The 21,251-nt window shown below is 46.5% G+C and carries 7 protein-coding genes; 3 read left to right on the forward strand and 4 right to left on the reverse strand.

What is annotated here, in order from left to right; translation table 11 throughout:
- Positions 1 to 16 precede the first annotated feature (16 nt).
- The 4 genes from SLS51_RS00115 to SLS51_RS00130 all read right to left on the reverse strand — a co-directional run bounded on the left by SLS51_RS00115 (position 17) and on the right by SLS51_RS00130 (position 14,014).
- Positions 17 to 1,282, reverse strand: coding sequence for an MFS transporter (locus SLS51_RS00115; protein WP_323834358.1), 1,266 nt, complete (start codon positions 1,280 to 1,282; stop codon positions 17 to 19).
- A complete protein-coding gene (locus SLS51_RS00120) occupies positions 1,279 to 10,533 on the reverse strand; it encodes a non-ribosomal peptide synthetase/type I polyketide synthase (protein ID WP_323834360.1) in 9,255 nt (3,084 codons plus the stop codon). The genes SLS51_RS00115 and SLS51_RS00120 overlap by 4 nt, the downstream gene beginning before the upstream one ends.
- Before the next feature lie 111 nt (positions 10,534 to 10,644).
- Positions 10,645 to 11,463, reverse strand: coding sequence for a 2OG-Fe dioxygenase family protein (locus SLS51_RS00125; RefSeq protein WP_323834362.1), 819 nt, complete (start codon positions 11,461 to 11,463; stop codon positions 10,645 to 10,647).
- A gap of 1,144 nt (positions 11,464 to 12,607) precedes the next feature.
- Positions 12,608 to 14,014 carry a carbohydrate porin gene (locus tag SLS51_RS00130; RefSeq protein WP_323834364.1) on the reverse strand — a complete coding sequence of 469 codons (1,407 nt, stop codon included), beginning with the start codon at positions 14,012 to 14,014 and terminating at the stop codon, positions 12,608 to 12,610.
- Positions 14,015 to 15,736: 1,722 nt separating this feature from the next.
- On the opposite strand from SLS51_RS00130, the gene SLS51_RS00135 reads away from it, so the two are divergent.
- From SLS51_RS00135 to SLS51_RS00145, 3 genes are read left to right on the forward strand one after another with little or no spacing between them, the layout of a single operon-like run.
- Positions 15,737 to 17,734, forward strand: a complete 1,998-nt coding sequence (locus SLS51_RS00135; RefSeq protein WP_323834366.1) for a dehydrogenase E1 component subunit alpha/beta — start codon at positions 15,737 to 15,739, stop codon at positions 17,732 to 17,734.
- Between the two features lie 9 nt (positions 17,735 to 17,743).
- On the forward strand, positions 17,744 to 19,309 hold the full coding sequence (locus SLS51_RS00140; RefSeq protein ID WP_323834368.1) for a biotin/lipoyl-containing protein: 1,566 nt from the start codon (positions 17,744 to 17,746) through the stop codon (positions 19,307 to 19,309).
- Positions 19,302 to 21,155, forward strand: a complete 1,854-nt coding sequence (locus tag SLS51_RS00145; RefSeq protein WP_323834370.1) for a type I polyketide synthase — start codon at positions 19,302 to 19,304, stop codon at positions 21,153 to 21,155. Before SLS51_RS00140 ends, SLS51_RS00145 begins: the two co-directional genes overlap by 8 nt.
- Positions 21,156 to 21,251: the final 96 nt, after the last annotated feature.

Consider the following 21,251-nt stretch of genomic DNA (forward strand, 5'->3'; position numbering starts at 1 on the left):
CAGGCTGGTGATATTTTTATTTATATAAATTGCGTAATGTGATGTCTGCCTGAGAACCACGCAGCAAAATCAATATGGCGCAGAAGCAAACAACGACAGCAATAACAAAGGGAAGCCCTTGAAAATAGAGAGATTGCCCCTGATGAGATGAAAAATGCAGCAATAACGCCCCCAACAGCGGTGAAGCAGTGATAGCCAGCCCCAACATACAGTTCTGTGCTCCCAGATATTCCCCTTGTCGCTCATTGCCGGCCCGCAATGAAATCAAAGCACGAAGCGTCGAATCGCTGATCAACGCCAGTGCATGCAGAGCAATTGCACCCGCAACAATCAGTGGTGATACCGCCAGGCTATAAGCGATAAACGCCAACATATAGAGTCCGTAACCGATGATTGCTGTGCGGTATTCGTTGCAGCGCGCCACGAACATTTTTAGCAACCAAGTTTGCGTTATGATGATCCCGACGCCGAGCCCGGTGAGAGCCAGACCATTTTCACGTGGTCCCCAGCCCAAACGCATTTCATTGAGTAAGACAAAACAGGCCAGAAAAATGCCATAAGCCACCATGCCAAGAGCCGAAGCATAAACCAATCGTCTCAGTACCCCATCTGTTGCCAGTAGTTTCAGGCTGCCCAAAGGGTTGGCACGGCGCCAGTCGAACGAACGCCGGTTCTCCTTGGTCAGACTTTCGTTCAGAACGAACATAGCGGCAATAGCGTTCACGGCGGCCAGTGAGCCAGCAATCACAAACGGAAGGCGCGGTGCAATCATGCCCAATAACCCTCCGAAGGCTGGCCCGGCAACCATGCCGAAGCCAAGAACACCGCTGACCAGACCGAAACGCGCGGCTCGCTGTGCTTCTGGTGTCACATCTGCTACGTAAGCCGATGCCGCGGAAGTACTGGCGGCAGTGGAGCCGGAAAGAAATATACCGGCCACCAGCCATCCTAGCGACGGTGCTGTTGCCACCAGCGTATAGCTTAGCGCTGTGCCAAACAGGGTTGCGAGCAATACCGGCCGCCTTCCCCAAGCGTCGCTAAGCGCCCCTAACAGCGGGGCGAAAAGGAACTGTGCAAAAGCATATAGTGAGACAAATAACCCGATTAACGGCACATCCGCTTCCGGTGGTTGCGGGGCAACCTCCCGCAACAGATCGGGTAAAACTGGGAGTACAATCCCGATACCCAAAGCATCCACAGCCAATGTCATTAGGATCACGGCCAATCGGCGTTTATGCTGGCGGTTTTCAGCAAGGTGAACCGTTGGGGATGAATCACTCATACCTGTCCTCCTGTGATTATTGACGGAAAGTGATGGATTATTGCCTGAGATACATGTGCTACGTGCTCTTCCATCAGACAGCTATAATGATTCCCCGGCACTTCTGCGATACGAATGGGAAGAGTGGAGAACTTCTCCCAACCCCAGGCATTGGTCTCCCGGATCTCTGGCACAACAACCCCTTTCGGTAAGGGTTCTACCGCTTTTACTAACAGCATGGGAATTGGCAACTGTACGGGTATTGGACGATATTTCGGTGACATATCCGACGCAGCCCGATAGACATTGAACAGTCCGTTAATTGAGCCCATATCATTCTGTGCCTGAATCAATGAGAAACGTTTTAGCTGCTCTTTGATATAGTTCAGTAACGCCTCGCGTGGTAATGCACGCATTTCGTTGTCATCCAAGCTGTCGATCATTTCCAGTCGGTCAGTGTAGTAAGCAAAAATACCAAGAATAACTTTGGCAATATCAGCATCTTCCTGATACGGAACCGGTGCATAGGGTGGTGCGGCAGAGTCGAGTAGCACTAGAGAACCGATGCTTTCTCCCTCAGCATGAAGCTGCCGTGCCATTTCATAAGCCACCTTGCCGCCCAATGAATGACCGCCGATATGATATGGCCCCTGCTTCTGTACCGAGCGCAAACAGGCAATGTAATGTGTTGCTATCTCTTCCACCGATTGGTGCGGCGCAGTTTTTCCATCAAGTCCTAAATACTGCATACCGATAAATGGCAGTTCTCGTGGTAATGCCGCCGCCAAAGGCATAAATTGGGTAACGTTGCCGCCCATACCCGGCACACAAAAGAAGGGTGAATAATTACCATGACCGCCGTGATTAATTGGCACCAAGCAGTAGCGGATATGGGCATTCTCAGGAGCCTGGCTCTTTTTCTCGTCAGAGAGTGAACGGACAACACGTGCCATTGTCGGCTGTTCGAGAAACTCCGCCAGCGTCAAACAGTGCTGGAAATGATCACGCAAACGGGAGATCATCTGTGTTGCCAATAGTGAATGACCGCCCAGTTCGAAGAAATCATCTTCCAAGTGAATCGTCTCTTCGCCCAGTAGCTCATACCACAATTGACGAACCGCTTCCTCTGGGCTGGCGGAATCAGATATCACTGATAAATCCTGTAATTGTGTGCGCTGAACAGGGGGAAATTTATTGACAACGATCTGTGCTTCCATTCCAGCGATCGCCAGATCGAAAATAGCGCAGCCCTCTTGATTACTGAGACCGATCACGCTTTCTTGACGGCGTGCAGCATAATCCACGGCCATCCCCACTTCTGCCCAGGTATCCCAGTTAACTGACGTTACCGGTATAGCCTGCTGTCGCCAGTAGTGCGCCACGGCATCAAGATAACGGTTCGCCGCCGCGTAGTCTGCCTGACCCATTCCACCTACCAATGAGGCAAGTGAAGAGCACAGCAGAACAAAGTCGAGAGGGTCCTGACTTATCGCCGTCATCAATTGCTGTGTACCACTTACTTTTGCTGCCATCACATGCCGCCAGTCCTGCGACGTGCCATGCTCCAGCAATCCACTGGCTTCAATACCCGCTGAATGAATCACACCGTTGATAGCACCAAATCTTGCCCGCATCTGTGCCAGTGCTTTAGTCAATGCCGCATCATCAGCAACATCAGCGCGTAACATCATGACTTCAGCACCGGATTTTTGTAACACATCGAGTAAAGCTTCACTTACCGCATTAGTTCCTCGGCGGCTCAAAATACCGAGTTTAACCTTACTGCATTGATTGCTGATGTGACGTGCCAGTAACTGACCGATACCCCCCAATCCACCCGTAATCAGGTAAACACCGCCATCCCGCAGAATTTGCCGGTGAGGTATCTCATCAAGCTCAGTAAATGTTTGTAATTCACGCTCACCCTGTTTAAGCGTAATGCTGGTAACCGGTATTCCTTCTGCTGCTTCTTCCGGTTGCATATCCGTATACAGCTCTGCAATCAGCGATTGATATGTAGCAACAGTGTCATCATCCAGATCGATATGACGTGCAGAACACCCCGGGTACTCGGCCGCTAATATTCCTAGCAAACCAAGCGCGGGTGCGGCATTACAGGCTTCCAACACGCTGGCTGCCTGTAACCCACGGGAAATCAGGGTAATATTAAAAACCTTGTGATGACCGGTAAGCGCTTTAATCGCAGCCGCCAGTTGTTCAAACGCAGCCTCTGGTTGCGAAATCCCTGCCGCAGTCCAGCACCAGATAATACGTTCTGGTAGCACTTGTTGCTGTATCAGGCAATCTATCAGTCGTTGATAATCTTCGGGTTGATCCTTACGCAAACGAAAGCGGTAGGTACTCTGTTGTAGAAATTCATCAGCATCTTCAACAACGATACTGCCGGGCGCCGCCGCTTCCGATAAATCACTCAGCTCAGCGGCTTGGGCACCAAAAATCAACCACGGCGCATGATTCTGTTTTGCTTCGCCTAGCGGCTTCGACAACCATCGAGGGTAACGACACCACCGTGCTACATTCGACTCGCTGGCTGGCTGGAATGGTAAAGAATTGAACTGTCGTAAATTGTAACCGTGGATTTCAGCCAGCACCTGCTTGCAATTTTGACTCTCATCCCAACTAAATAGCGTTATGTCATAAGTCCGAGGTGCCGTCTCAGCCGCCAGACTGTAAAATTCGGCGCATAATGGCTGGTGCAGCGTCAGCGAATCGTAATGGAACGGTATTGAAGCATCACCCGGCAACAGACAGGCATGTAAGAACACTGTGCCCAAGTCGAGCAAAGCCGGATGTAGTGCAATATCAGGCAAATCATCGATAAATGCCTGATTGAGTCGCAACTGTGCCAACGCACAGCGATCCCCCATCCATACACCTGCAATGCATTGCCAACGTGGTCCATAGTCAGCAAATGCCTGATTGAAACGCTCCGGGGCCTCTGTAACTTCTTCAAGCTGCAAATTCCGACGTAACTCATATGGTGAAACAATCTCTGCTGGTGGAGGGCATACGGCAGTAACATTGCCGTTTGCATGGAGTTGCCACATGTCATCACCATCACCGTGAGACTCCAGCGTAAAGGCAAAGCTGCGATCAATGGCGGTCAAGCTGATGCGTATCTGACGCTCAACACCCGACGATAATACCAACGGTGAGGGGAAGTAAACTTCACTGAAAGTCGCTGTGCCACCGGGTTGCAATTCGTGAAACGCACGACGCACTAATTCCAAGCAACCTGTGCCCGGTAAGACACCTTGCCCTTCGAAAATGCGATGTTCATCAATAAACCAGACATTATCATCCAGCTTACAAGTAAACTGCGTGACCCCCTCTCTATCCGATAACTGTGTGAAAGTCGGTAGTTTTCTCCGTTGTGTACTGATGACGGTGGCTGATGTAGTGACAGGATGTTCCAACCAGAGATGTTGGCGTTGGAAGGGGTACACTGGCAGCATAACCCGATGTAATTTGTGTGAATGACCAAATGCAGCCCAATCGATAGCAACTCCTTGCTGCCACAACTGCCCGATGGTATTGAGCAGCACCTCTTCATCCGGTTTTTGCTGGCGAGGTTGGCGCATTGTGGTCAGTGTCTGAGCCTGGCCTGTCTGCTGTAGATTTTTCAGCATGCTAGTCAGTGCACGCCCTGGACCGACTTCAAGCAGGATTGGATTATCATAACGGTTCAGTAACGTAAGAATACCATCATAGAAGCGTACCGGCCGACGCAGATGATCTCCCCAATAACCAGAATTATCGCGATCCTGTTCACTGAACCAACGGCCACTGATATTGGATATCATCGGAATGGTACCGGATTGTAGCGTGAAGCCTGCGCTGAATTCCCGCATCTGTTGTGCGGCAGTATCCATCAATGAACTATGAAATGCATGTGATGTTGTTAGCCGTTGGCAAGAAAGACCTGCCTTGTTGCATTGCTCTTCCAGTACCGCAATGTTGTCATGGCTGCCAGTTATTACGCACTGTTCAGGCCCGTTGATCGCTGCAAATTCACTCTCTGGCGCCAGCGAAACCATGCGCTCAGATGATGCCTGTACCGCCAGCATTGCTCCTGTGGGCTGGCGCTGCATGATTGCCGCTCGATTTGCTACCAATGCCAGTGTATCTTCCAGTTCAAGCATACCCCCTACACAGGCCGCAACCAGTTCACCGAGGCTATGACCAATCATTGCTTGGGGGGTAATACCCCAAGCTTGTAGCTGGCGGGCTAGAGCATACTCAACAGTGAATAGCGCAGGCTGGGTATAACGTGTCGCATTTAACCGGCTGACAGCATTGTCGCGCGCCGATTGCGGATAAATTAACTGCCTGATATCCAGTTTGATGTGTGGCTGTAGCAGTTCGGCACAGCGATCAAATTGCTGGCGGAATACACCATCACGCTGATAGAGCGACTGGCCCATTTCAATAGATTGACTGCCTTGTCCCGGAAACATAAAAATCACCGGCCGATGCTGTTGTTTGCGACTAACCGTCTGCGGTGATAGCTGGCGTAGTTGATTGATTAATTGCTCCCGATCTTTTCCCACAACAAAAGCACGCTCATTGAAGGCGCTGCGTCCCTGTTGCAAAGTCCCGGCAATATCCGCCAGTGGATCATTACCGGTAGTCAGTGCTACTGCCAAGCGTTCCCCTTGCTGAAGCAACGCTTGCGGCGTTTTCGCTGAAATCGGCAGCAGATGCCAGCGTTCGTCATCTAATATACGGGCATCTTGCTGACGCGGAGCTTCTTCCAGAATAAGGTGCGCATTAGTGCCGCCAATGCCGAAAGAACTGACACCGGCACGACGTGGCTGACTTGTTTGCGGCCACGGGCATGCTGTCTTGATCACAGCAAACGGGGTCTGTTCGAAGTGGATTGCAGGATTGGGTTGATGATAGTGAATACTTGGTGGCAAAGTCTGGTGACGCAGCGCCAACACGGTTTTGATTACACCGGCTATACCGGCAGCAGCATCAATATGTCCTATATTTCCTTTCACAGAACCTATTGCACAACTCCCTACCGGTAACACTTCACCATCAGATTGTTCCAGGAAAGCCTGAGTCAGCGCACGTATTTCTACTGGATCGCCTAAAGAGGTCGCCGTACCGTGTGCTTCGATATAACTGATGCTGGCAGGCGATACCCCGGCATTACGCAGCGCGTCTTTGATCACTGAAGATTGGCCGTCAATACTTGGTGCCGTGTAACTCACCTTTTGTGCACCATCATTATTGACAGCAGAACCTTTAATTACCGCATGGATGGTATCGCCATCTTCTAAAGCAGCGGACAGACGTTTTAGTAATATCATCCCACCGCCGCTGCCGCTAGCTGTACCGTTGGCTGCAACGTCAAATGGTCGGCAAAGGCCATCTGGAGACATAATTCCACCACTGACATGAACAAAGCCAACCTGTTGTGGGTCCAGTGCGACGGCACCTGCTAATGCCATATCACATTCACCACGCCGTAGGCTTTCGCAGGCAAAGTGAATCGCGGTGAGTGATGACGAACAGGCGGTACCGATACTGACAGCCGGTCCGCTAAGGTTCAGTTTGTAAGCAGCACGTGTCGCGATAAAATCCTTGTCATTACCTATTTGCCACTGACCGGGGTCGAGGTGCATCCGGTCTTTATTGGGCATGACGTTTTCCAGCAGGTAATAATTGAAGCCACTGCTACCAAAGACGCCCACTGAACGCGGTGTACTATCATTGCCATAGCCAGAGAGTTCCAGCGTTTCCCATGCCATTTCAAGAAACAACCGCTGTTGCGGGTCCATCACCTGCGCTTCACGTGATGAATAACCAAAGAAGCGTGCATCAAACTCCGCACACCCCTCCAGCGAACGTGCGCGTCTGACAAACTGTGGGTGACTTAACAGCGCTGGATTGACACCCCGTTGTAACAACGCCTCGTCAGACAACTCGACACTAGCATCGTAACCCGCCAACAACCGCTGCCAAAAAGTGTCGAGGTCGGGCGCTTGTGGGAAGCGGCCAGTCATACCAATGATCGCAATAGCATTGCTATCCTGAGTCGAAACATCCAACGTTGGTGTTGTTGTCTTTTCAGTGACTATCAGCGGTGTGACTGCCACTGTAACGGGTGTTTTTTGTTGCGACAGCGTGTCCAGTAGTTGAGCCTGTTGTCGAATGGTGGGATGAGCGAAAATATCGGTCACAGATAAACCTCCACCAAACGCCTCATTCAATTGCTGGAATAGCGCCATAACCCGTAGTGAGTGGCCGCCAGCATCGAAAAAGTTTTCGTCATAACCGATCTCATCCCTCTCCAGCAATTCACGCCAGATAGCCTCAACGCGACTGAGTGATGACACAACTTTGGCGGGCAAAGGAGAAAATTGATGCTGACCGGCACGTGTTAGTTTCATTTCAGCCAATGCTTTCAGATCGACTTTTCCCGTAATGCCGGTAGGCAGTGCATCAAGAAAGAACAACGCTGTTGGCACCATCACTTCATTAACCTGTTGGCGTAATGCGCTCAGGATCTCACCACGGCTGGTTTCGCCAACAATGTATCCCGCCAACTCTTTATTCCCTTGGCTATCGGTGATCGCCAGCGCTTCGGCCTGACGTACACCCGGTAATGCACTTAGGGCGGCACGTACAGCATTCAGTTCAATTCGATGACCACGGATTTTTACCTGACGGTCAACCCGGCCAACAAATTCCAGTGCGCCATCCATGCGTTGGCGCACAATGTCGCCGGTACGGTACATACGAGCCTTTAATTGTGGTGCAAAGCTATCGGGTAAAAACACCTCGGCGGTTTTTTCATCCATACCCAGATAACCTTGTGCAACACAGGTTCCTGCTAAATAAAGCTCACCCATTTCCCCCGGTGCCACGGGCTTTCTCAGTTCATCAAGCAGATGGAAGCGAACATCGCCCATTGGACGCAGCACTAGATTTTGTCCTTCGGCATGATAATCGGTAAGGGAGACCACAATCGCACATTCAGTAGGGCCGTATCCATTCATCAGCCTGCGCCCTACAGACCAGCGCTGGGCGACTTCGGGCATACAAGGCTCACCGGTTACGATAATCACCTGGAGACTTGGCAGCGGTACTAACGGCACTATCGCCAACGCAGAAGGGACAATCCACATATGCGTAATCTGTTGATGTGCCAGCCACTCTGTCAGATTACTGCCAGGCAACAGTTGCTGTTTATTAGCGAAGACCACGCAAGCACCCGCTACAAGTGCTGGAAAAATTTCTCCCAACATCACATCAAATACGGGCGAGGAGTACTGCACTATGCGAGAAGAAGGTTCAAGCCTCAGCTCATCGCGGATTGCCAGAATGTTATGGCAGACACTGCGGTGGGTGACAGCAACACCTTTCGGTTTACCCGTTGAACCAGAAGTGTAAATAACATAGGCTGAATCACTCTCCTGAACCGGCCAAATTGATTGCACATCCGGTGCTGGTTGACGAAACAGCCCATCAACTTCCAGTACAATGGTACGAAAATCAAGCAAACCAACAGCATCCTGTTCACTGGTGAGGATCAGGACTGGCTGAGCATCATTTATCTTATCGGCGAAGCGAGGATCGGAGGGAGACAACGGCACATAAACCGCACCGGCAGAGAGAATAGCGTAAAAAGAGATGACAATTTCTGGCCGGTAGCTCATCAATACGGCAACCCGGCTACCCGGCTCAACGCCACATTGGCGCATCTTCGCGAGCAGGCATTGTGCGTACTCGTCCAGTTGAGCATAGGTGAAACGTTGATCACGCCAAACAATAGCTTGGGCATCTGGATTATTACGCACCTGCGACTTAATGAGTTCAGCTACCGAAATAAATTCCAATACCGGCAGAGGTTCTGCCGGTCGGGAGAAGCGAGCCAGTGTTTCCAATTCTTCTGGCGGCAACATGCTACATTTGGCGACAGAACGCTCAGGTTCACTTAACAAGCTATCCAGCAATGTCTCATAGTGATTCACCATGCGAGTAATGGTGAGGTTATCAAACAAATCGGTATCAAATTCAACCAGACAGAGTAGTGAATTTGGGGATTCTTCGATCGATAGCGTCAAATCATATTTAGCAGTACCAGAATGGATAAATTGTACTTCTGCTGCTAACCCATTCAGTTGCAATGTTTGGCCCGGACTCTTCAAATAATCAAACATAATCTGAAAAACAGGGGAATGGCTCAGAGAACGTAGGGGCTGTACCACATCGACAATCTCATCGAACGGCAAATCAGCATTTTCATATGCATCAAGCAATATATCGCGTGCTTGAACCAATAGATCACTGAAACTTATCCCTTCATTAACGCGAAAACGCAACGGTAACAAATTGATAAAAAAGCCAAGGCGAACATGTTCATCAATATTGTGACGATTCGCAAATGGACTGCCAATAACGATGTCGTCATCGTGTGAATAACGATTCAGTAATACGGCAAAAGCGGAAATCGCCACCATATAAGGTGTCAATCCATAACGTTGGCAGATTTTAGAAATACGTCCAACGAGAGATAAAGGAAGTGACTGCTGATATACCGCACCACGTCCCCGTTGTTCCAATAACCGTGGCCGATCGGTAGGTAATTTATGTAGCTCAGGCAATTCCGCTAGCTGTTTTCCCCAATAGCCGCGTAAGCGTTGCCGACGAGCGCTACTCATATGAATATTTGTTACAGAGTCACTGACATGCGGGTAGGTAATTGTCGTCAACTTAGGCTGTTGACCTACTTTATACTGGTTATAGGCATGGCTAAAATCATTAAGAAAAACGTGAGTAGACCAATCATCAAATACAATATGGTGAAGCGTAAATATCAACTGATGATCGTTCTCTTGTCGGCGAAGCAATAAACAACGAAAAGGCAAATCACTACTGAGATTAAAACAATATCTGACTTCATTATTACAGATTGACTGTATTTTGGTTTCGCGCTCCTCCGGGGAATAATCGCTGAGATCACTGATACGTAATTCAGGCCGCTGCGGATCCAATGCTATCTGCAATTCTCCATTGACAACATGAAATTGTGAACGCAACACCGGATGACGCTCAATCATAAAAATAATCGTTTTTTCAAGCGCTTCTCTATCTAACGTACCACGCAAACGTAGCGAAAATGGCACGTTATATAATGCTGAGTCCATATTTCCTTGGCTAATAAGCCATAGCCTGCGTTGAGCTGGTGTTGGTAATAAGAATGGAACATTCGATAAGGTGTTTGAATAATTACTCACAAAATTTTTCCTAAGATAAAAAGATTTTTACAGCTCAGTGATTGCCGTAAAAGCTATCACTCCTGGCACTCCTGGCACTCCTGGTTGCCAGCCACTTTCATGACAAAAGCGCTACTGGGAACACCTGTCACTCTGTTCTAACGGGGTGAAATCAATCAGAATGATAGTGCGGACTCCAACGCTGGCGTTTTCATCGCAAGTGACGGGATTGATGTAATGACAAATCGCTGCATCATCGATGATATAGCTATCAAGGGGATCATTAAGGAGAAAACGAGTTATCTCATGAGCAGGGACTGCTTCAAGCTGGCAATTCGCATAATAAGGGGGCGCGATATGTGTTGCACCGCCTTCGACATTGTAACGTTCAATCAAATGTACAGCGGTGAACGGTTGACCGTCACGATGAAAACAGTTAGGCGTAATTTTTGCCGGTTTACCCGGTAGTGCCTGCATTCGGATCAGATGCACACCACACAGCAAACGGGAATAATGTTCTGCCATGCCGGTTAGACTCAGATCGTGCCAAATGAGTTTATTAAGCAGCCCTTTATTGAGTATCTCATCGGGCATGCGCAGGAATTTGCGTACCACACCACCAAATTCAGGTTGATATTCACTGCCCTGATGGTAATTAATCTCTATGTTACCATCAGGCTGCGGATAACCTGTTTTCCAATCAATAGTTTCTGTTTCACGGTTCCACACTCCTTCACAATAACTGCGGTGGCGACCTCCTTCACCAAATCGATCTAACGGCAGTGACTTCGATAATTCACAGAGAGAGATAAGATCGATTTTTTCACTGTCAGAAAGGTCAAGATCGGTGGCATTGAAAGTGGCAAACCCTTGTTGGTGCAAGCTGTTGCGGATATGCGCGGTGGTAAGACGGTAACTATCTGGTGCGTTAATAAATATATTCCAGCCCATTGTAATATCTCTTTATTAGGGTGAACTAAAATGGCATCGTATTAAATTAATTACGATATCTTAGAAAAAACCAGTTAATACTAATTAGCTCAAGAAATTATTTAGTTATATTTGATGATTTCAAAAAACACCTATAAATAATAATATCGAGGTTTCGCATAGTAAGTGCAACAACATTGTCATGCTTTTTTTCGATCTACAAAATCAATCAATCAATTTCTGACAAATCAGATAGTAAAGAATATTGCTGGATAAATGATAGAGATAGTTTTAAATAAATAGTCTATTAGACAAATCTATTATATTATAAAACCGTTTTTTGAGTGAAGTAATGACCTCAATAATATTACTTTGCTTGCCGGGTGAAACAATATACCCATTATCTTTCAAGTTGCCTCTTTGTTGGCTGCACTCGCTCACCCCGGTCACATAGTTTGCTATGCTCCCGGGGATTCTCTCCCTTGCCGTCGCGATGCATCTTGAAATCCATAGGGTATATCTAATTCTTCACTGATCATTTCATGATTCGCAAATTCTAAACTATTATCAGACGTCATTATTTTAACCCTTATGCTTTAATGGGTACGACGCCTTTACTGTAGTGGTTGCTAATTCTGATGCTTGTTTTCTGTTTAGGTCATAGTACATTTTCCTTTGGTGAAATAGATGCTTACTATAGCAACTGACCGCCTTTCTGAAAGATTGCACTTATTAGTCGAACCCGCCCAATAATAAAAATATTTTCACTAAAATTAAATAGAAAATAGAACGCAAAGTATATAATGTCAACTCGGGTTTTTATTTTTAATTTGGCAAAAAAAATTTACATATAAAGAGGTATTAGAATATTAAATTTAATTGATTTTAACTTTAGTATATCATCAACCGCTTTTATTGATTCGACCAAAATTGCGTTTGTCACAACCTCCGTATTCCCCGTCATTGAGTATTTGAGGGAGTCGCACAGCGAGAAAAAACGAGTACGGGCTGGTTTTTATGGCTTTTTAAACGAAACCGAGGTTAATTAAGACAAAGTGCCGGATAAAAAAACAGCACTTTGTCAATAATCTGAAGAAAGTCCGCAGAGCGGGCTTTAAAATAGAGACATTGCCCGTCTTGGTCCTGCACACCCATTAGTTTGCAATTAGAAGAGATATTTAAATCTGGCGCGTGCACCATAGCGTCGGTCATTATTACTGTTGGCAATTTTGTTGTTATTATTGGCTTCCAGCATAGAGACGTAGGCACCAAGATAGAGATTAAAGTTCTTCATATTCATGATACTAGGAATCTGATATGACATATGGATGGTATTTATATCGTATTTACCCGGTTCATTGAATGGGTGATTAATATATGCGGTTGTATCGTCAGTATTGAACGTTTTGATATGGTTATGGGCATAGATATAACCCAGTTCGAAACGATGCCACATCACATTAATTCCGGTAGTGAAATTGTGTTCATCTGAGGCATCCAAATAGGCGGTATTCAGGTTAGCGACAATGCCATCATCAGGATCGGCCTCCAGACCATTCCAACTTAATGTCATGCCGTAACCATTGCGTCTGGATTGATCGACCCATTGCCCTTGATTATGCTGGTAGCCATAGGCGTTATTGACGACATTACTCTCCATCGCTATGGCTGCACTAAACTGATCTTTTTTCCAGGCTGCTACCGGGCGCAAATAGGCGACATTTTTTTTATTTTCCAATGTATTGCCGTGGTAAGTGTTATCTCGGAATAGCGAAGTGCCATCTTCGAATAGAGTATTGAGTTCGAAATACCAGTTACCGGCGTATTTGCTCAGCATCAAGTTACCACCGCTGTTACTGCGGCCACGTCCTTCTTTCATCATATAGATATAACCGAAACCATCGGCATACAAATCGTTGGCAGTATTACCAGAATACTGAATAAAAGTATCTTGGTTGAGTGGGAACATATCGTAGGCTTCAAAACGCCCGATTTTTACCTGCCAGTTTTTCTCATTGCCGAAGAAGAAAGCGGCGTCGTCGAGATTCATTTTGCCAGTCATGTCTGCTAATGGTTGCACTCTAAAGCCGGCAAAGTTGTTGTTTTGATCACGGCGGTAACCGTCCAGCCCGATCAAAATGCGGCCATTAACATTCCAACGCTCTTTGTCGCCAGGTTTCCAGTCTTTATTATCGCTGGTTTTAAGTGAAGTAAGCTGACCGGTTCGGCTGGCGCTATCGAGATTGAATTCTACATCACCGTACAATTTGAGATCGCCAAAATCATTCAGTTTCAAGTTGCTGGTTGATGAAGCACTGTTTTCCCGCGGAGTGGGGCTTTGTGCTATTTGTATGGTCTGTTGTTGGGTGTCGATAGCGCGTTGTTCCAGCTGCTGTGCGTGTTGCTCGGCGGCAGTGGCTCGTGCTTCCGCTTGGGCGGCTCGTTGTTCTGCTTGTTGCAGTCGCTGCTCAAGTGCATCAAGGCGTGCTTCGATGCTATTAGCAGGTGAAGCAAGGGCAGAGGCCGAAAGCATTAATCCTGGTGTGACAATCAGATAGTAAAGGTTTTTCATGATATGCTACCCTTTTGGGATATGAGTTATTATATCGTAGTTAAATTATCAAGCTGGTTTTTGGACTAAAAGATAATTGAGTTGATTGGCAGATCGCAATCAAGTCGATTAACCAGATAAAGCTATTGTGATCGAATACGCAAATTCGGCATGAACGATAAGTAACAGTGGAATGGATGACCACCACCGAGTGTTTAGGTTTGCATTTGCAAGATCAACAGGAATGATTGGCATGGTGCGAAAGTACTGGAGTTGTTTGTCAATGTTAAACAAAGGGGGCTGTCAAAGCCGTTGTTATTTGAAATGAGAGAGAGTATCTGAAGTAGAAATAATTGCATGAATATATCATTTTTCGAAGTATGAAAATGACATACGATATATTCGATTCTATTATTTATAGAAATAATTTATAGAGATAAATTCATTAAAATCAATCTCTTGGAAATTATATTTTATCTTATCATTTTTTTAATTTACTATTTGAATGATTGGTAATATATTCAAAAAGTTATGAAATATATTTTTATATACCCTATGGATTTCAAGATGCATCGCGACGGCAAGGGAGTGAATCCAGATAACTATGTGACCGGGGTGAGTGCAGCCAACAAAGAGGCAACTTGAAAGATAATGGATAATATGTTGATATCCTACTAATTGCATTATAATATCAGCGCTGGTTGGGATGATAACTTCATAATAATCATATAGTTAGATTTTTTGCTACCCTTTTTGTGATCATTCCCGCATTACTACAGTTTTTTTTATGATAAAACATAAGAGATAATAAGCTAAATTTGTATAAAATATCAGGATTGATGCGGGATGATTTCATCAATTCAGCTTTATCTATTGTTTGATATAAGGAGGTCATTATTGACATTCATCACAAAACATAATGAATTCTAATGTGAACATAAAGTCTCAAGTTCGATTGATGTAATACGTGTTATTATTGAGGCTATGTCTTGGTTAAACATAAAAATACCTAATGAAGAGCTTGTCGAAAAAATCTGATTATCAAAATAATTTAGCAAAGTAAAGTAATGAATTATTCCTATGTCTTATCATTGCAGGGCTCAAAGATATAGGTAAAAGCCTGTTTTTTAATTGTATTGTGATTATATTGTATTGTAATCATGGAAATGCCGGTGCTTGTTGGCCCTACTCTTAACGAATGGCTGTTGTTCATCGGTTGGAGTTTTTTAAATGGTGTCACATTATGTTCAGGACAATGCTAAAAATTTAGGGAATACCATGACAGCCGAAACCATTTATGGTTATGGAGATAATTTTTCCCCCCATGTTAGATGTATATACCCTATGGATTTCAAGATGCATCGCGACGGCAAGGGAGCGAGTGCAGCCAACAAAGAGGCAGCTTGAAAGATGACGGGTATATACCTTATAGATTTCAAGATGCATCGCGACGGCAAGGGAGTGAATCCCCGGGAGCATAGAGAACTATGTGACCGGGGTGAGCGAGCGCAGCCAACAAAGAGGCAACTTGAAAGATGACGGGTATAAACGTAATTAAAAATTGTGGCCGTATATCTCTATCTTTTGCAATTCGTGTAGGCAATAACCCTACATTCATTTCTTTATCGGGATCTATAGTCTCTCAAGTAATCATGAACGGGACTACCCCGTGTTCGCTTTTTTATCAAGCATTAAGCGCAATAACGACAACTACCACGTTAACTATTTGTGAGGAAAAAGAGAGTGATAGACGTACAGATCAGTGAAGTACCTCTTAAGGAACACAGCCCTTCAATTAATGATTGTTTGGATGAGCAAAAGTTACTTTATGACATGCTGCTGTCACGGGAATTTGATAATCGTAGTGCGATAGTTACACGGCAAGGCCGAGCTTGGTTCCATGTATCGGCTGCTGGACATGAAGGGCTGGCTGTGTTGCCTCAGCTTATGGAAAAGAATGATGTACTGGTTCCTTACTATCGTGATCGGGCATTAGTATTAGCGCGTGGTATGTCTATTGTTGAAATGACAAGGGAACTTATGGGTAAGGCCACCTCTCACTCGGCCGGCCGAACCATGTCGAATCATTTCTGCTCCAAAGAGCATAATATCTTCTCGGTAGTCAGCTTGACCGGAACCCAATGTATTCCTGCGGCTGGAGCCGCTTGGGCAAGCGTGTTGGACAATAAAAATGGGCTTGTCGTGTGTGGTGTTGGCGATGCGGCAACCCGGCAGGGAGAATTTTATGAAGCGGTCAGCTTTGCGGTTGAAAAGCGTTTGCCAGTCGTCTTTGTGGTTTCCGATAATAAATTGGGTATTAGTACCTCAACGGAGAAGATGGCTCCGTATCGATTGGGAATATTTAACGAGTGTTTGATTCGCCGTGTTGATGCCCGCAACCCGGAAACTTTGTTTCCTGTTGCACAGGAGGTATTCAATAAGGCGCGATTTGAGCGGACGCCCTGCATATTGGTTTGTCGTATGGATCGGTTAGATTCTCATTCCAATTCAGATTCTCACAAACTATACCGTACCCCGGATGAACTGGAGGTACTACAGGATCCTATTGAAAATTACGTTGCTTATTTAAAGGAAAAAGGGGCGATTACCGAGCAAGCTCTGGCTGAACAAAAAGAGCGCATTAAAGCGGATGTCGCGGAAATATTTGAGCGTGTTTACCACGAAGATGAGCCTGATCCTGCAAGTGTCAGTACCTATTTATGCAATCGTGAAGGAAAGCCTACCGTACATGTTGAGATGGAAGCCGAAGAGACACAGGTCAAAGCGGTAAATCAGGTTTTGGACGAGGCATTGAGTCAGCATCCGAATGTGCTGATATTTGGTGAGGATATTGAAGATCCTAAAGGCGGTGTTTTTGGTTTCACCCGTGGCTTATCCACTCGCTATCCTGATCGCGTTATTAATGCTCCTCTTTCGGAAGCCACGATTATTGGCTCGTCTGTTGGGTTATCCGTCAGTGGTTGGCGCCCGATTGTTGAACTGCAATTTATTGACTTTGTTGGGCTAGGTCTCAATCAGTTACAGTCACAACTTGGCACTTTAAGTTGGAGAACGGTAGGAAAATGGCGTTGTCCGGTGGTGATATATGCTCCTTATGGCGCTTATCTTCCTGGCGGTGGTATATGGCACAGCCAAAGCTCGGACGGTATCCTAGCGCATATTCCCGGTATTAACGTTCTGGTTCCAACGACACCGGCTGATACCGTCGCGTTGTTCCGTACCGCGTTAAGTCTGGACATGCCGAGTCTGATTCTGATCCCTAAACACCTGATGAGAGAGCGCCATGAACGCCGGTTGGTGAGTCCAGTGTCGCTTGGGCAGGCAAATATTGTCAGGGCAGGAAAGGATATTACCCTGGTTGCTTGGGGAAATACGACTCAGCTTGCGACGATGGCAGCTCTTCAGGCGGAAAAAGACAATATTGACATTGAAGTGATTGAATTACGTAGTCTGGTACCTTGGGATAAACAACGGATTGCGGAATCTTTACGCAAAACCGGGCGGCTTATCGTTGTGCAGGAGGATACCCGGACGGCCAGTGTTGGTGCATCCATTATTGCTGATATTTTGGATGAGAATGACAATTTCTTCTCTTTACTGGCACCTCCGCGCCTGGTGACACGTGAAGATATTCATATTCCTTTTAATCCTTGTTTAGAGAAAGCTGTTTTACCCGGCACGGATGATATTTTGGCTTCCGTCTATGCGGTAATGAGCTAAGGAGAACTTATGGCACAGTTGCTTATTCCCCCGATGGGAGAAGGAACCACTGAAGTCGTCATCATCCAGTTACTTAAGCAGGTGGGGGATCATGTCAAGCGTGATGAACCTGTTTATGAAATGGAGACGGATAAGGCCGCCTTTACCATTGAATCTGATGTTGAAGGGATCTTGGAAAAATGGTTGGCGGCAGAAAATGATATTATCCCTGTTGGATCGCCTATTGCCGTCATCAGAGCCGTTGGCGAGATGGCAGAGCCTTCCCCTGTCAGTGACGCGTTAACGCCTCCGCCGGAGAAAATGGAGAGAGTGGCGGAGGACGCAGAAAAAATAGAGAAAGTGGAGGCGGTTCCTGAAAAATCCGCTCCTCCTGCGCGTATTCCGCCAAAAACCCGTCAGTACGCACAAGAGCACCAAATTGAGCCGCACATTCTTAGTCAACTGGCGGAAAAACATGGGACATTATTGCCTGGTCATATCGATGATTACCTCCAGCAGCACCGCGAAACTAAGATATCAGAAGAAACCAGTCCATCAGAAAAGAGCAATGCGGAAAATGACAATGTGGGTTTTCTGTCCAGAGATCAGCAGCGTCTTAATCGTGCAATACGGTTAAATAGTGCTACGGTACAACCTTGCTGGGCAGCTAAACCATTACCGATTGAGCTTGTTGATAACGCTATTCATCATTTAACGGAAACCTCTGGGCAACAGGAGTGGATAACGCCATTTCAGGTTATCACTTATGCGATTTCTCAGGCATTGAAAAAATTCCCGATGCTGCGTTCGAGACCGCTTGATCAAGAGCGTTACCACACTTATACGGATATCAACCTGGGTATTGCTTTTCTGGATGAGAAAGGCGATTTGAGCTCGTTAAAAGTACCGAGCACGCAGACAATGAGCTTTTTTGAGTTCAGGCAACACTTGAATGGTGTACTTGATCCCGATGCGGAAAAACTGCCCGTTGATATTGATGTTCCTATGATGATCTCCTATACCGGCAACGATGGTGCTACCTTTGCCGTACCCGTTATTGTGCCGCCATCTCAGTCAACATTGTTCATTGGTGCGCCTCACAATAAAGAGATGAGCCTCGTTCTGGCATTTAATCACTATCTGCTCAATGGGGTAGAGGCGTCTGGGTTTATTTCCGAGATTATTGTTCAGGTTCGTGCTCTGTCTGGGCCACGATCTGTCGCGCATCAGATAGCAGGTAAATCAGGTAAATCGGTTTCCGGGCAATTACGCACGCTGCTGGCGGATTTCCTGCATTGGGACGAAGATTTTACTGAATCAATGATGCAGCGCACTTGGGCTGATTTGGGCATTGATTCGCTCAAGGCAGTAAAACTTGCAGAGTTGATGTCAGTGCATTTCGGTCGGAAATTATCGCCAACACTGTTCTGGCGTTATAGCTCGCCGCATCGATTGATTGAATATCTTGACACTGCCAAAACTGAGCTGACTGAGAATAAACATTCCTTAGATGACTTTATTAATGCGATGCGTAGTCTTGATGGTGAAGCAGCATTAAGGTTACAGCGCCTCATAGAAGGAGGAAAGCATGGATAATCTGCACCACATATATCATTCGCTTAGTTCGGATGAACAACGGATAGCTAAATCTGCCTTGTTGGAGCATTTAAGTTCCATTACTCCCTCGATAAGTAGCGCGGGAGATACGAAACAGATGCCTATTGCTATTGTGGGCATGGCTTTCCGACTTCCTGGGGCGGAAGATTCTCCAGAGCAGATGTGGGAGATCTTAAGATCTGGGCGCAGTGTGATAGAAGAGATTCCCGAGCAGCGGTTTGCATCCGGGAAACCTTACGTCATTCCGTTGCCGAAAAAAGCCTTAAAGGCCGGGTTGCTTGACAGTATTGATGGTTTTGATGCGCCATTCTTTGGCATTTCTCCGCGAGTGGCGGCCATGATGGATCCGCAACAGAGAATGCTATTAGAGCTGACCTGGCAAGCGATCGAAGATAGCGGTGCCAATCCGCTGGGTTATTCAGGATCAAAGACCGGTGTTTTTATTGGCTCGTGCAGTAATGATTATCGTGAACTGGTTGCGGCCGATATGGCGATGGCAAATGCTTATGCAACGACAGGGACACTGAATTGCCTTCTGGCTAACAGATTGTCATTTTATTACAACTTTATTGGCCCAAGTTTGCAAATTGATACCGCGTGTTCAAGTGGATTGACGGCACTGACGCAAGCGGTGAATTCATTGCGTTCTGGGGAATGCCAACAAGCGATAGTTGGCAGCGTTAACCTATTGAGCAACACATTCAACATGGCTGCTTATTACCGGGCGGGAATGTTATCTAAAGATGGCTGTTGTCGGGTTTTTGACGCGGATGCTAATGGCTTTGTCCGTGGTGAAGGGGCTGTCTGTCTATTCTTGAAAACGCAAAAACAGGCATTAGAGGATCGGGATCCGATTTATGGATACGTTCGAGCATCGGCGGTCAATCATGGTGGACGCGCTAATTCACTGACTTCACCTAACCCTGAGCAGCAAATTGCGTTGGTTAAAGATTGCTTGCTACAGGCTGGCGTTTCTGCGGAACAAATCAGTTACCTTGAAGCACATGGAACGGGAACCTCGTTGGGTGATCCTATAGAGTTTAATGCGCTTAATGAGATCTTTAATCGTGATGAATCAGGAGAAACGCTACAACCTTGCTATATTGGTTCAGTAAAAGCCAACATTGGGCATTTAGAAGGCGCTGCGGGGTTAGCTGGCATCGTTAAAGTTTTATTAATGTTGCAGCATAAATCTATTGTACCTAGCGCTGCGTTTCAGCGTTTGAATCCTGAAATTGATAGTGTGGATTCACGTTTACAACTGGCTACAGAGGAAAATTCTTGGCGAGTGGGGGCAGGGCAAAAGCGTTTCGCAGGACTCAGCTCTTTTGGATTGGGAGGCAGCAATTCCCATGTCATTTTAGAGGAGGCACCAACCCAAGCGCAGCAACAGATTAAAGCCAATTTGGAGGGGTATTATTATCCCATCTCGGCTAATAGCCAGGCATCGTTACAAAAAATGGTGGCTATGCTAGGGGATTTTATCGAGAACGATGAAAGCATTGAACTGCCAGCGGTTAGCTGGACATTACAGTTTGGCAGGGCAGCGTTATCCTATCGGGCACTGTTTGTTGCAACATCACGGCAGGATCTTTTGAAGCAGTTACGGGATTTTGCTTCGTCTACTGCAACGAAAGAAGATCATCAATGGCTTCATATGGCAGAAGACGACTCTCGATTTTTATGGTTACGAGGTCAAGATATAGATTGGCGTACTTGCTGGCCTTCCGGGCAGAAACCGTTGCGTATTCGATTGCCCAAATATGCTTTTGAACATCGACGTTACTGGTTACCTCACAATGAATCCGTGGTTGCAAAACAGTAGGCAGTGAAGCGGGACAGGAAAACCAGAGAGCATGGTAAAAACCCCACAATCTCGCCAGAGGTCGTGGGGTTTCTTTGAGGCACAACTTATGCTGTT

It is taken from the genome of Photorhabdus africana (assembly GCF_035181445.1).
In the GTDB taxonomy this organism is placed as follows: Bacteria; Pseudomonadota; Gammaproteobacteria; order Enterobacterales; family Enterobacteriaceae; genus Photorhabdus; species Photorhabdus laumondii.

Excerpts from the sequence above, each read along its gene's own strand:
- SLS51_RS00125 (WP_323834362.1), bottom strand. The coding sequence starts at position 11,463 with ATGGGCTGGAATATATTTATTAACGCACCAGATAGTTACCGTCTTACC.
- SLS51_RS00140 (WP_323834368.1), top strand. The coding sequence starts at position 17,744 with ATGGCACAGTTGCTTATTCCCCCGATGGGAGAAGGAACCACTGAAGTC.
- SLS51_RS00115 (WP_323834358.1), bottom strand. The coding sequence starts at position 1,282 with ATGAGTGATTCATCCCCAACGGTTCACCTTGCTGAAAACCGCCAGCAT.
- SLS51_RS00130 (WP_323834364.1), bottom strand. The coding sequence starts at position 14,014 with ATGAAAAACCTTTACTATCTGATTGTCACACCAGGATTAATGCTTTCG.
- SLS51_RS00145 (WP_323834370.1), top strand. The coding sequence starts at position 19,302 with ATGGATAATCTGCACCACATATATCATTCGCTTAGTTCGGATGAACAA.